Below are 12,444 nucleotides of genomic sequence, written 5' to 3' on the forward strand. Positions count from 1 at the left end.
TTTTTTTGTGCTTAAATGAATATTTAGTATGTTCTTCAAGGAGAGAAAATGAATATCAATGCAACTTTAATCGGCCAAATAATTGTTATTTTAATCCCTGTGTTTGCCGCTATCAGCTATTACTTAGGCAAGCGTAAAACCTCAACACCAATTGTGGTGGCCGTTATTGGTGGATTATTAGCGCTTATTCCCTTGTTTGGTCTTATTTTTATTGCAGTTCTTGCGCTTAAACAAGATATTGAGACCACCGCGTGATCGTAAGCCACTCGCTTTATTTTGAACACACCTTTGAAGTAAACCTAGTAGACCAAACATTTTCGCATTGCGAATTTGAGCAATGTGAATTTATCGACTGTGACTTTAGCAATAGTCAGTTTGAAAACTGCCGGTTTATAGAGTGTGAGTTTAAAAACTGTAATTTAGCTGCGCTTGGGCTTAGATACACCTCACTCGAAGAAGTGAACTTTAAACAGTGTAAATTAACCAGTGTGCGCTTTACTGATGTTGATTGGCCGCTACTCGCTAGCCGTGCTCCAGTGAGTTTTATTGGCTGTGAGCTTAGCCACAGCAGCTTTTTTGAGCTTAGCTTAAAAGCTTTAAAAATGCGTAGCTGTTTTGCCAAAGATGTTGATTTTAGACATGCAGATTTATCTTCTGCTGATTTTACTGATACTGATTTTCGTGACAGCTTGTTTCAACAAACCAATCTCAGTAAAGCTAATTTTATAGGTGCTAGTCACTTTGCTATTGATATAACAGCTAACAATATCAGTAAGGCCAAATTTGAACGTTATGCCGCTTTGGATTTATTAGCAGGGCTCGACATCGAGCTGGTGGATTAAAGTTAAGGAAAGTTATGGATTTAAGTCCCATCTTTTTGGAAGGTCAATTTGTTAAATTAGTGCCGTTAACGCTTGAGCACCGTGATGCTTTAGTAAGCGCCGCTTCAGATGGAAAGCTTTGGGACCTGTGGTTTACCTCGGTGCCCAATGAAGAACGTGTTGACGATTATCTAACTATGGCGTTTGAACAACAAGCACTTGGTCGCGCATTACCATTTGCTGTCATCGATAAACACACTGATGAGGTGATAGGCTCAACTCGCTTTTGTAATATTGACAGTAAAAATCGCCGTTTAGAAATTGGCTATACCTGGTATGCCAAGCGTTTTCAGCGTACTGGGGTTAATACTGAATGTAAAAAACTGCTGCTGAGTTATGCATTTGAAACGCTTAATGTGATTGCTGTTGAGTTTCGTACCCATTGGCATAATCAGGCTTCGCGCAATGCCATTGCTCGCTTAGGAGCAAAACAAGATGGGGTTCTTCGTAATCACCAAATAATGGCCGATGGATGTGTACGCGACACCGTGGTGTTTTCAATTATTGATGGTGAGTGGCCGATGGTTAAACGCAGCTTAGAATTCAAATTAGAGAAGTCATAGCATGTTAAATATTAAAAAGGCGGCGCTAATGCTCGCGTTAACCCTTAGCGGACAGACAGCCTTTGCTAATCAAACAGAGATACTGTTTGATACACAGCGAGCTCGCCATATTCCGGTGACCATTACAGTAGCCGATAGCAAATGCACGATAAAGAAAAAATGCCCAGTGGCGTTTATTGGGGCAGGCTATGGTATGGCGCATACAGACTATCAATTTGCCCAGCAGGCCTTCCATCAGCATGGTTATTTAACGGTTGAAGTTGCTCATGAGTTAAAAGGCGATCCGAGTTTAAACCCTGAGCCACCATACATGACCACACGCATGGAAAACTGGCACCGTGGTGTACAAACCCTTGAGTTTTTAGCCGTTGAACTTGCAAAGCGTTATGCTGAGTATGACTTTAATCAGCTCACTTTATTTGGTCACTCAAATGGGGGTGATATTGCAGCATTATATGCCGCTATTTATCCCGCTAAGGTTTCTAAATTGATCACCCTCGATCATCGTCGTATGCTGACCCCAAGGAACAAAAATATTGCTGTACTGACACTACGTGGTAGCGATTACCCAGCAGATGACAACGTATTGCTTACGCAGCAAGAACTCGCTGTATACCCAGTGACGCAAATTAAGCTTAAAGATTCGCGCCATAACGATATGTATGATGGTGGCCCAGAAGCGCTTGTCGCACGTATGAGTAAAGAACTTAATACGTTTTTGGCACGTTTTTGATGCTCAGTTAAAACTGAGCATCAATATCGCTGCGAAAATTAAAATAGCCCATCTCGACAAGGTTGTTATACACACCCTCAATATTCAGTGGTAGCCATTGCTGGTACATTTTTAAATGGCTGTATTGGGGCAAGCTTATTTCTTTTTGTAAGGTAGCAAGGTTTTTACCTTTTAACATGCCATCGCGAACGGCAGTGTGTAAGTCTTCAATGTAGTGTAAGTAAGAGACAACATCATCGCGGTTGCCTGTATCAGCATGGCCACCTATAAATGCAGCAAACGCAGGTTCATTTAACACGGCTTTGGTTGAATGCAGCATGCCGTTAATATCGTAACCAATCAGATTTTTATATGGCATGCGGCCAAGTACAATCCAATCAACAACATAAAGTACATTGGCAGGCATAAAGCGCATACTGACATTACCACGGCCATTATTTGGCCCATAGTAATTAAGCTGCACGTAGCTATCACCTAAATCGACTTTGAGTGTATCGGTAAAAGTAAGATCAGGCAGGGCAGTAGGCACTTTATTCAATTTAAGGTCCTCAGCTGCAAACTGATGAGCGACGACAGTTGTGTTGGTATCGATTAGCTCATTACCGCCCATCGCATGGTCAACATGGCTATGGCTGTATAGCATGTATTTGATATCTGCGTTAAAGGTTTTCTTTATATAGCGTTTTAAGTATTTTGCGGCATCGCTATTAATAGGATCCGTTACCAAGGCAAGGTTATCAACAATCATAAAAGCACTATGATAATGGCCGGCAGTAAAGCGATATACATTATCTTTAATATTTTCGACTTTATAGTTTGCTTGCACAGCTGAGATGACCGGATTGGTAACGAGTATGAGCGCACTAAAAAGTAAAATTTGCAGCCTTGTGAACATAAGCGATCCTTTCGTGTTGAAACGTGTCTTATTAACCATATCAAAGTTTATGTAATAGTACGCATTATACTACTTAAAGGCTTAGTTGATCTGTATCAAACTTAAGGAGCTAAGCTAGGTAGGGGCGGACATAAGTCCTTATGTTTTTGCTTGTGTTTCTCTATTCTCGCGAAGCGCTATAATGAAGAAATGCTATGCTTAGCACAGACTTCTAGAACCTTATTCACTGGAAAAGACAATGCAACATTTACCTACCGTTGATTATAAAGCGAGCGATGCGGCCGCTCAATTTGTTGAGTCACTAAGAAACACAGGTTTCGGTGTATTAAAAAACCACCCAATACCTCAGTCATTAGTTGAGTCTATTTACAAAAATTGGCAAGAATTCTTTAATTCTGAGCAAAAGCATGAGTTTTTATTTTCAAAAGAAACACAAGATGGTTACTTCCCACCATCAGTGTCAGAAGTTGCAAAAGGCTTTACCGTTAAAGATATTAAAGAGTACTACCACGTTTATCCAAAAGGCCGTGTTCCAGCACAGCTAGAAGAAGAAATCCGTGAGTACTATCGCTTAGCCAATGAGTTTGCGGCAACATTATTAAGTTGGGTTCAGGCAGAAGCACCAGAAGAGGTGCGTGCTAAGTTCTCTATCGACCTTAAAGATATGATTGCTGACTCTGAGCAAACACTCCTGCGTATTCTTCACTATCCACCAATGACTGGTGATGAAGAGCCAGGTGCAATCCGTGCGGCAGCACACGGTGACATCAATTTATTAACTGTATTACCAGCGGCGAATGAACCCGGTTTACAAGTACAAAAAACAGATGGTGGTTGGTTAGACGTACCATGTGATTTTGGTAACCTGATCATCAATATTGGTGACATGCTACAAGAAGCGTCAGGTGGTTACTTCCCATCAACTATTCACCGCGTGATCAACCCAACGGGTAAAGCGTCAACGAAATCACGTATTTCGTTACCACTATTCTTACACCCGCGTCCTGATGTTGTGCTTTCTGAGCGCTACACTGCAGACAGCTATTTACAAGAGCGTTTACGCGAACTTGGTGTTAAGTAAAGATTAGCTATACCCAAACCACCTCAAGGTGGTTTGGGTATATAAGATAAAGCGGCATCAGAGCCGCTTTTTTTATACCTAAAATTATTCTGCTAAATCCACCATTAAGTACTAGTTTGTAAATAATTCCATGCATTATTGACTATCCTAGGTATAATGCGCCCACTTCGCCGTATCGGCTGAATTTTTTAAAGAGAGATAGTATGAGTTTTGATGGGTTAGGTTTATCACCAGCTTTAGTAAATGCAGTTTTAGAAAAGGGCTATGAAGCACCAACGCCTATTCAATCACAAGCTATCCCTGCGATCATTGAAGGTCGCGATGTTATGGCCGCAGCGCAAACTGGCACAGGCAAAACCGCGGGTTTTACGCTGCCGCTAATTGAGCGCTTGTCAAAAGGCCCTAAAGCAGGTGGCAATAAAGTACGTGCATTAGTATTGGCGCCAACTCGTGAGCTTGCTTTGCAAGTAAGCGAAAATGTTGAGCAATATGCTAAGCATTCAAATGTCAGCTCATTTGTAGTGTATGGTGGTGTTAAAATTAACCCGCAAATGATGCGCCTTCGCAAAGGTGTTGATATTTTAGTGGCAACACCAGGTCGTTTATTAGACCTACACAATCAAAATGCTCTTAAGTTTGATGATTTAGAAGTACTGATCCTTGATGAAGCCGATCGTATGCTTGATATGGGCTTTATCCATGATATCAAACGTATCATTGCTAAACTGCCAACTAAACGTCAAAACCTGATGTTCTCAGCGACTTTCTCTGATGAAATTCGTGAACTTGCAAAAGGGCTAATTAACGATCCGGTTGAAATTTCAGTTGCAGCAAAAAACACGACCGCTAAATCGGTTACTCAATCAGTTTATGCACTAGATAAATCGCGCAAAACAGCATTACTTAGCCACTTGATCCGTACTAACGATTGGCAACAAGTATTGGTATTTTGTCGTACCAAACATGGTGCTAACCGTTTAGTTAAGCAGCTTGAACGCGATGATATTGTGGGTGCTGCCATTCACGGAAATAAATCGCAAGGCGCTCGTGTTAAAGCACTCGAAGGCTTTAAATCAGGTGAAGTGCGCGTACTAGTGGCAACCGATATCGTTGCCCGAGGTCTTGATATTGTTGAGCTACCTCACGTTGTTAACTACGATTTACCGAATATTTATGAAGATTACGTACACCGTATCGGCCGTACAGGCCGAGCAGGTGCATCGGGTCATGCTATTTCGTTTGTGACAGCTGAAGATGCAGTTGATCTTTACGGTATCGAACGTTTTATTGGTGAATTGATCCCACGCGCGACTGAAGCAGGTTTTGAACCAAGCAATCCCGTGCCTGAACGAGAGCTTGATGCACGCCCAATTAAACCCAAAAAGCCGAAAAAAGCCAAACAGCCGTTTTCTAAGCCTAAGTCGGATAGTAAAAAACCAAATAGCAATGGCAGTGGCATAGGTCCACGCCGTGGTGGTTCTGGGAAAAAATCTAATGCCAAGAAAGCAAGTGACGAGCAAACACAAAGCCCATGGGCTAAGCGTCAGTCTGTAGGGGGGAATTCTCAGCGCAGACGTCGCCCTAAGAATGATGGCTCAAATAACAGCTAATTTATTGGTTAATTAATATAAAGCGCGCCTGTGTTGGCGCGTTTTTTTATGGGTCTGCAAAGTCACACGGCTTTAAGGTAATTAACGGCTAAACCAATAAATAAAGTCACGCTGACACTGAGTAAGGTACCGAGCATAACGTATTCAGTCAGTTTTTTATCTCTACTGGCACTTAAATCACCAAAGCGGAATACGGATTTTGCCGCAAGTAAAAAGCCAACGCCTGAAAATTGGTCCAGTAAGATAAATGTTAGCATCAATACCCGCTCAAGCATGCCGATACTTTGCCCCGCAGCTGGTAAACTGCCCGTGGTGCTAAAGCCAGATGTGATCCGCTCTAACATCATTCGAATAAACACCGCTGTTGGATTTAAAATTAATAAATAGCCACACAGCACCCATAATGTTGCCGGTTGCATCAGCCATTGCCAGCTATGTGTAAAAAACTTATCGTTTTCGCTTAACCATATAGCCAGTAAGAACAAGATAACTAAATGCGCAAGTTGGTCGACAATAAAAGGAACCACACCTTTACTTGAGTAAGATTTAGCAAGGTCGATTAGATAGTGTGTAACCATAATCACTGCCGTGGCGATAACGACGTTTGAAAGCGCTTGCCAGCCATAATTAAACTCCCAAAATAATAGTACCAAAAATGAGCTAGCACCGTGGATGAGCACGTGCAAGTAAAGTTTACTGGCACGAAAGTGGCGCGTATTTCTGTCATGTACCCAGCTCATAGGTTGCCAGTAAAAGTCGGCAATTAAATGCGCTAAAATTAAGCTTACGATAAGTAATGAAAAACTCATGTTGTCATTCCTTTGAGTGTGGTTTGGCTGTACTGTATAAAACGTTCAATTAATTGGTAGTGAGCCAAATTTAATAGCTTTGTGACATTGGCTCGGCTTGTTGCGAGTTCTTTAGCAAGTTCGGCATGGTTGTTGTGTTCTGCTGTTAAATAATAAAACAATGCATTTGCTTGTTTTTGACTCATTTTTTCAAGTAATACTTCTATTAGTTCAATATTGAGTAAAAAACCCTCTTCAAGGGGTTGATTGTCTATTTGTAAAGTGAGCCGTTGATGGCCCATATTATCTAACCCCCGGCCAGATAGAGTATAGGCGCTGCCTGTGGCTGTTTTTATATCGGCACGGGAGTTATCGAGTGAGCCAATAGCCAAACTTTGTCGCAGTTCGTAATTGGCTGCTTTCATTTGCAAATACAACAAAATTGCAGCATGACAGACCTGCTCTGGCTCTGTTAACTGTATTTGCAATGCATCGCCACGATATATGCTAAAACTTGCATTAAAGCGCTTGGCAACAAAGCGTAAGCTTTGATCAAGCTGATACAGCATGGCATCGTATTCTTGTTGTGGAATTTTTTGTGATTTAATTAAATCACCGCTGATCACCGCAATCATTATGATCCCTTAGGTTAAGTAACTTAATTTAGTTACATCGCGCTAAGTAACCAAATTTGGTTACTTTGTTTTATGTAACCAATTTAGGTTACTTTTTCGTAAATATCAACCTAGATATGCTACAGTGAACACAAATCACTAAAAACAGAAAAATTATGTCAGCAGTTGATAAGCTAAGAGTCGGTATCTTTGTAGATGTACAAAATATTTATTACACCTGTAAAGAAAGCTACAAGAAAAACTTTGATTACAATGCCTTTTGGGCACAGATGAGCGAACGCTATGAAATTGATTGCGCCATTGCGTATGCAATTTATCGTGGTGATGAAAAGCAATCGCAGTTTCAAAATATTCTGCGCGCAATTGGCTTTGAGGTAAAACTGAAACCTTTTATTCAGCGCAGAGATGGTAGTGCGAAAGGGGATTGGGATGTTGGCATTACCATTGATATGCTAGAGCATGCCAAGCAGCTCGATAAAATGGTATTACTTTCGGGTGATGGAGATTTTGCGTTATTGCTTGGCCATTTAGCGAATAAGTATCAGCTACCGTGTGATGTCTATGGGGCAGAGCACCTCACTGCCGATATTTTAAAGCAAGCCGCAGCTGAATTTCACTGTATTGACGATTCACTGTTGTTATCAAGGTAGAAAAAAATATTCCATTTCAAATAAAATGTTTAACTAAAGTATTATTTCGGCTAAGCTTGCATTAGTTAAACTTGATGATGAATAAAAGAATAGTCACTCACAATGCGCTAAATTATGCAAAAAAGTATAATTTAAGGTGTTATAAGACATCGTTGATGTGGTTTCTAATTTTCTTTTCTATTAAATAAAGCTATTTAATTCAACAAATTAAAAATAAATATAAAAGTTATACGAAATTTTATAAAAAATATAATGACAACGCTGTCATTTGTTGTGTAACATTAAATCAACAAAGGTTGAGATGATTTCGCATTCAGATAATAAAAATAATGCGATTTAGATAAAAACTAAACGAAGGCTAGGGGTCGTTAAATGATGGCGAAGAGTGTGAATGAGGACCAATTGTTTATTGGTATTGATGGTGGCGGAACGAAATGTCGAGCAACTATCTACTCTGTTAAACAAGGTGTATTAGGAACTGGCCTAGGTGGTCCTGCAAATCCATTACATGGTTTGGAACGTACTCTCGAATCAATTATGGTCTCAACACAATTAGCGCTTCGTGATGCTGGTTTACCACTTGATACAGTTCATCAGCTTTATGCCGGCTTAGGTCTGGCGGGTGTTAACCTACCTAGCTTGTATGACAAGATTATGGAATGGGAACATCCATTCAAACAAATGTTCCTCACGACTGATTTACATACTGCTTGCATTGGTGCACATGAAGGCAGTGATGGTGCGGTGATTATCACTGGCACGGGCTCTTGTGGTTTTTCATGTGTAAATGGTCGTACAACTAACTTTGGTGGTCATGGTTTTGCCCTAGGAGATAAAGGCAGTGGCGCATGGATGGGTCTTGAAGCAATAAAAGCGACCTTGCTAGACCTTGATGGTCTAGGCGAATCAACAAATTTAACTAAAGTGATCACTGAGCATTTTGCTGCTGATAATGCGATGGCAATTGTTGAGCAAATGTCTGGTCAGCCTTCGAGCAGTTTTGCTAAATTAGCCCGTTATGTATTTGAAGCAGCCAATAACAATGACAAAGTTGCCGTTGCGATAGTCAAAGAAGGCGCAGATTACGTGAGCAAATTAGCGCAGCGCTTACTTGAGAATAAGCCTCCACGTTTATCTATGATTGGCGGTTTAGCTGAGCCTCTGAATAAGTGGCTTGCAGAAGATATTGCTAAACGAGTTGAGACACCTATTCAACCACCTGAAATGGGCGCTGTTTATTTTGCTCAGCAATCTGTACTAGAACAAAGTCAAGAGGTAGGTTTGTAATGACGATTTATCATGCGAGTAAATTGTTTACCGGTGAAGAATTTTTATCAGATGTGTATTTTAGCGTCGACAATGGTGTCTTTAAACGTGTTGAAGCACATGCTGATGCTGTTGAATTAACAGGTTTAGTCACCCCTGGTTTTATTGATGTTCAAGTTAATGGCGGTGGCGGGGCATTTTTTAATGCAGAACAAACGCCAGATTGCTTAGATAGAATAGCCAAAGCGCATGGTCAGTTTGGTTCAACAGCGATTATGCCAACGCTTATTACCGACAAAGTAGAAGTAATGGCAAAGGCCGCTGATGCAACCGCACAAGCAATTGCTGAAGGGGTTCCGGGCGTTATGGGCGTGCACTTTGAAGGGCCACATCTTTCCTTTCCTAAAAAAGGTACCCACAGCGAGCAATTCATTCGTCCAATCACAGAGCAAGAATTTGCAATTTATGCACGCCAAGATCTAGGCATTAAAATCGTTACCTTGGCTCCTGAGAATGTTAGTGCTGATGATATCGCTCGCTTAGTTGAGTGTGGCGTAAAAGTATCTATTGGCCACACTAATGCGGACTTTGCGACTACCAATGCAGCACTTGCTGCTGGTGCTGATGGATTCACCCACTTATTTAATGCTATGTCAGCATTTACATCACGAGAACCGGGTGTTGTTGGTGCAGCACTTTGGGATGATAACAGCTGGTGCGGCTTAATTGTTGATGGTCATCATGTACACCCATCATCAGCAAAATTAGCAATTCGCACCAAGCAGCGCGGAAAAATTATGTTAGTCACAGATGCAATGCCACCTGTGGGTACTGACGATATGGAGTTTGATTTCTTTGATGGTCGTAAAGTCATTCGTACTGGCGATCGATTAAATTCAACTACCGGTGAATTAGCAGGCAGCGTACTTGATATGGCAAGTGCGGTGCGCAACACAGTGAATACATTGGATGTTAGCCTTGCTGAGAGCTTACGTATGGCATCACTTTATCCTGCACAATATTTAGGTTTACATAAAAAAGGTCGCTTGCTGAGCGGGTTTGATGCTGATTTTGTTGTGCTAGATGATAATCAATATGTAAAAGCGACATATATAGCTGGTAAAGCTTTGTAAGAACTTCCCTGGAAAAATCCCCGCCGAAGTATCGCGGGGCTTTTTGTATTAAAGGTAAACAATGACAACAACACAACCAACAAGAAAACGTTTGGCATCGCTGGATGCATTGCGTGGCATGGATATGTTTTGGATATTAGGCGGACAGTCACTATTCGCAGCGCTATTCGTTTTAACAGGCTGGACTGGCTGGAAAGTTTTTGAAGCACATACAGTACATAGCGTCTGGCATGGCTTCACATTTTACGATCTGATTTTCCCATTATTTATCTTCTTATCGGGTGTGGCGATGGGGCTAGCCCCGAAACGCATTGACCATTTGCCTTTTGAGGAACGCAAAGTTTATTACCGTAAGGCGGGAAAACGCCTTTTACTATTGTGTTTATTAGGTATTTTGTATAACCACGGCTGGGGCACTGGAATGCCAATGGCTTTGGATGAAATTCGCTATGCCAGTGTACTTGGGCGAATCGCCATTGCATGGTTCTTCTGTGCTATGTTGGTTTGGCACACCAGTTTACGAACGCAAATTATAACCGCAGCGACTATTTTAGTGGGCTATTGGTTACTGCTTTGTTTTGTGCCTGTGCCAGGCGGCAGTGCTGGTGACCTTTCAGCAGCAGGGAGTTGGAATGCATGGTTTGATGCACACTTACTGCCAGGTATTAGTTATCAAAACCGTGTGGTAGACCCAGAAGGTGTATTGTCGAATATCCCAGCGATTGTCAATGCTTTAATGGGCGTGTTTGCAGGTCAATTAGTCGCCCGTGCTCAGCAAATTGGCGAGTGGAAAATGACCGCATTATTGTTTGCTGCAGGGATTGTAAGTGTCTGTTTAGGTTGGTTATGGGACTTACAGTTCCCAGTAAATAAAGAGCTTTGGAGCAGTTCATTTGTGCTTGTAACGGTTGGTTGGAGTGCCATGTTGCTAGCCGTATTTTATGCACTGGTTGATATTCTGCCGGGCCAGCGCGCCGCGTATCCTTTTGTGATCATAGGTGCAAACTCAATTATTATTTACTTAGCCTCAAGTCTTGTGAATTGGGGTTATGTAAGCCAAAGCGTTTTTGGTGGTGTGGTTCGAGCTGTGCCAGAGGTATGGCAACCCCTGATGGCGGTGATTGCGTTATTAGCAGTACAAATGCTGGTATTGCATTGGATGTATCGCCGTAAGATCTTTGTTAGTGTTTGATAATTATTAAACACTAACAAAAAGAGTAATTTTTTATTCACTTTTACTTTACAAAGGTAAAACTAGAAGTGATAATGACAGCGTTGTCATAATGGTTATAGCTACTGCATCGTATCCTGGCAGTGGTTTGATCTAAAACCCAGCTCGATTGCACGTGGGGTTGGGTTTTAGGTCCCATTTTTTTCCAACTTATAATTAGAGCTAATCGATATGCAAATAGTGATTCTTGATGATGCAGCCCAAGTTGCAGCTTATGGTGCCAACATCTTTGCTAAACAATTACTAAAAAAACCAGCATCAGTGCTTGGCCTTGCTACAGGTTCAACACCCGTTGCCTTGTATCAACAACTGATCGAAAAAAATAAAGCAGGCGATATTTCGTTTAGCCAAGCGACAACATTTAACTTAGACGAATACTTAGGCTTAACTGGCGAACATCCACAAAGTTACCGCTACTTTATGAATGAGCAGCTGTTTAACCATGTTGATATCGACAAACAGAACACCCATGTACCGCCGGGTGATGCAGTAAACCCGCTTGTTGCTTGTACTGAATACGAACAAAAAATCGCAGCAGCTGGTGGTATTGATATACAGCTACTTGGTATTGGCCGTAATGGTCATATTGGTTTTAACGAACCATCTTCAGGTTTGACATCACGCACGCGTGTTAAAACACTTACGAAAGCGACAATTGAAGACAATGCACGATTTTTTGCCGAAGGCGAATATCAACCACATTTATCAATCACTATGGGTATTGGCACCATTTTAGAAGCTAAAAAAGTGGTACTTTTAGCAACCGGTGCAAGTAAAGCAGATGCCGTTCACGCCATGGTTGAAGGTCCGTTAATGGCTAAATGCCCAGCCTCAGCACTGCAACTTCATAAAGATGCCGTAATCATCATTGATAAAGCAGCAGCGAGTAAATTAGAAGATTTAGAGTTCTATCGGCATATTGAAGCTGAGAACCAAAAACTACAAGCGCATCTAGCGACCTTGTAAAATTGTGAGAGA

General features: G+C 41.5%; 14 protein-coding genes. 11 read left to right on the plus strand and 3 right to left on the minus strand.

Translation table 11 applies throughout. The features are described 5' to 3' along the window. The first annotated feature begins 48 nt into the window (after positions 1-48). Genes EVU92_RS10830 through EVU92_RS10845 form a run of 4 tightly spaced genes read left to right on the plus strand, consistent with a single transcriptional unit; the run spans position 49 to position 2,177 of the window. The gene (locus tag EVU92_RS10830) at positions 49-255 is read left to right on the plus strand and encodes a hypothetical protein (protein ID WP_058585269.1); all 207 of its coding nucleotides are present in this window, start codon (positions 49-51) and stop codon (positions 253-255) included. Next, positions 255-842 (plus strand): pentapeptide repeat-containing protein, encoded by a 588-nt coding sequence (locus EVU92_RS10835; RefSeq protein WP_130052273.1) that lies wholly within the window; start codon positions 255-257, stop codon positions 840-842. The genes EVU92_RS10830 and EVU92_RS10835 overlap by 1 nt, the downstream gene beginning before the upstream one ends. Positions 843-856: 14 nt before the next feature. Further along, positions 857-1,444, plus strand: a complete 588-nt coding sequence (locus EVU92_RS10840; RefSeq protein ID WP_130051229.1) for a GNAT family N-acetyltransferase — start codon at positions 857-859, stop codon at positions 1,442-1,444. 1 nt (position 1,445) lies between these two features. Next, positions 1,446-2,177, plus strand: a complete 732-nt coding sequence (locus EVU92_RS10845) for an alpha/beta hydrolase (RefSeq protein ID WP_130051230.1) — start codon at positions 1,446-1,448, stop codon at positions 2,175-2,177. 7 nt (positions 2,178-2,184) lie between these two features. Here the strand turns inward: EVU92_RS10845 and EVU92_RS10850 are convergent, their stop codons facing one another. Beyond that, positions 2,185-3,072, minus strand: a complete 888-nt coding sequence (locus tag EVU92_RS10850) for an MBL fold metallo-hydrolase (RefSeq protein WP_130051231.1) — start codon at positions 3,070-3,072, stop codon at positions 2,185-2,187. Positions 3,073-3,310: 238 nt separating this feature from the next. Here EVU92_RS10850 and EVU92_RS10855 point away from each other — a divergent pair, with 238 nt between their 5' ends. Beyond that, a complete protein-coding gene (locus tag EVU92_RS10855) occupies positions 3,311-4,153 on the plus strand; it encodes a 2OG-Fe(II) oxygenase family protein (protein ID WP_130051232.1) in 843 nt (280 codons plus the stop codon). Positions 4,154-4,356: 203 nt separating this feature from the next. Then, positions 4,357-5,763, plus strand: a complete 1,407-nt coding sequence (locus EVU92_RS10860; protein ID WP_130051233.1) for a DEAD/DEAH box helicase — start codon at positions 4,357-4,359, stop codon at positions 5,761-5,763. A gap of 62 nt (positions 5,764-5,825) precedes the next feature. On the opposite strand, the gene EVU92_RS10865 is transcribed toward EVU92_RS10860, so the two are convergent. Both EVU92_RS10865 and EVU92_RS10870 read right to left on the minus strand, forming a co-directional pair. Beyond that, on the minus strand, positions 5,826-6,572 hold the full coding sequence (locus EVU92_RS10865; RefSeq protein ID WP_130051234.1) for a DUF3307 domain-containing protein: 747 nt from the start codon (positions 6,570-6,572) through the stop codon (positions 5,826-5,828). After that, on the minus strand, positions 6,569-7,186 hold the full coding sequence (locus EVU92_RS10870; RefSeq protein ID WP_167657774.1) for a hypothetical protein: 618 nt from the start codon (positions 7,184-7,186) through the stop codon (positions 6,569-6,571). Before EVU92_RS10870 ends, EVU92_RS10865 begins: the two co-directional genes overlap by 4 nt. Before the next feature lie 155 nt (positions 7,187-7,341). Here EVU92_RS10870 and EVU92_RS10875 point away from each other — a divergent pair, with 155 nt between their 5' ends. The 5 genes from EVU92_RS10875 (at position 7,342) to nagB (ending at position 12,432) form a co-directional block, all read left to right on the plus strand. Beyond that, positions 7,342-7,836, plus strand: coding sequence for an NYN domain-containing protein (locus EVU92_RS10875; protein ID WP_130051236.1), 495 nt, complete (start codon positions 7,342-7,344; stop codon positions 7,834-7,836). Positions 7,837-8,208: 372 nt separating this feature from the next. Next, positions 8,209-9,123, plus strand: a complete 915-nt coding sequence (locus EVU92_RS10880; RefSeq protein ID WP_130051237.1) for a BadF/BadG/BcrA/BcrD ATPase family protein — start codon at positions 8,209-8,211, stop codon at positions 9,121-9,123. Beyond that, positions 9,123-10,235, plus strand: a complete 1,113-nt coding sequence (gene nagA / locus EVU92_RS10885; protein ID WP_130051238.1) for an N-acetylglucosamine-6-phosphate deacetylase — start codon at positions 9,123-9,125, stop codon at positions 10,233-10,235. Before EVU92_RS10880 ends, nagA begins: the two co-directional genes overlap by 1 nt. 61 nt (positions 10,236-10,296) lie before the next feature. After that, the gene (locus tag EVU92_RS10890) at positions 10,297-11,427 is read left to right on the plus strand and encodes a DUF5009 domain-containing protein (RefSeq protein ID WP_130051239.1); all 1,131 of its coding nucleotides are present in this window, start codon (positions 10,297-10,299) and stop codon (positions 11,425-11,427) included. A 210-nt stretch (positions 11,428-11,637) separates the two neighbouring features. Continuing rightward, a complete protein-coding gene (nagB, locus tag EVU92_RS10895) occupies positions 11,638-12,432 on the plus strand; it encodes a glucosamine-6-phosphate deaminase (protein ID WP_130051240.1) in 795 nt (264 codons plus the stop codon). Positions 12,433-12,444 lie beyond the last annotated feature (12 nt).

This window comes from Pseudoalteromonas sp. MEBiC 03485 (assembly GCF_004195145.1).
GTDB classification, from domain to species: Bacteria; Pseudomonadota; Gammaproteobacteria; order Enterobacterales; family Alteromonadaceae; genus Pseudoalteromonas; species Pseudoalteromonas apostichopi.

Bases quoted from the DNA above. Each gene is read 5' to 3' on its own strand.
- nagA (WP_130051238.1), top strand. From the start codon at position 9,123: ATGACGATTTATCATGCGAGTAAATTGTTTACCGGTGAAGAATTTTTA.
- EVU92_RS10845 (WP_130051230.1), top strand. From the start codon at position 1,446: ATGTTAAATATTAAAAAGGCGGCGCTAATGCTCGCGTTAACCCTTAGC.
- EVU92_RS10870 (WP_167657774.1), bottom strand. From the start codon at position 7,186: ATGATTGCGGTGATCAGCGGTGATTTAATTAAATCACAAAAAATTCCA.
- EVU92_RS10850 (WP_130051231.1), bottom strand. From the start codon at position 3,072: ATGTTCACAAGGCTGCAAATTTTACTTTTTAGTGCGCTCATACTCGTT.
- EVU92_RS10865 (WP_130051234.1), bottom strand. From the start codon at position 6,572: ATGAGTTTTTCATTACTTATCGTAAGCTTAATTTTAGCGCATTTAATT.
- EVU92_RS10875 (WP_130051236.1), top strand. From the start codon at position 7,342: ATGTCAGCAGTTGATAAGCTAAGAGTCGGTATCTTTGTAGATGTACAA.
- EVU92_RS10890 (WP_130051239.1), top strand. From the start codon at position 10,297: ATGACAACAACACAACCAACAAGAAAACGTTTGGCATCGCTGGATGCA.
- EVU92_RS10830 (WP_058585269.1), top strand. From the start codon at position 49: ATGAATATCAATGCAACTTTAATCGGCCAAATAATTGTTATTTTAATC.
- EVU92_RS10860 (WP_130051233.1), top strand. From the start codon at position 4,357: ATGAGTTTTGATGGGTTAGGTTTATCACCAGCTTTAGTAAATGCAGTT.
- EVU92_RS10840 (WP_130051229.1), top strand. From the start codon at position 857: ATGGATTTAAGTCCCATCTTTTTGGAAGGTCAATTTGTTAAATTAGTG.
- EVU92_RS10880 (WP_130051237.1), top strand. From the start codon at position 8,209: ATGATGGCGAAGAGTGTGAATGAGGACCAATTGTTTATTGGTATTGAT.
- nagB (WP_130051240.1), top strand. From the start codon at position 11,638: ATGCAAATAGTGATTCTTGATGATGCAGCCCAAGTTGCAGCTTATGGT.
- EVU92_RS10855 (WP_130051232.1), top strand. From the start codon at position 3,311: ATGCAACATTTACCTACCGTTGATTATAAAGCGAGCGATGCGGCCGCT.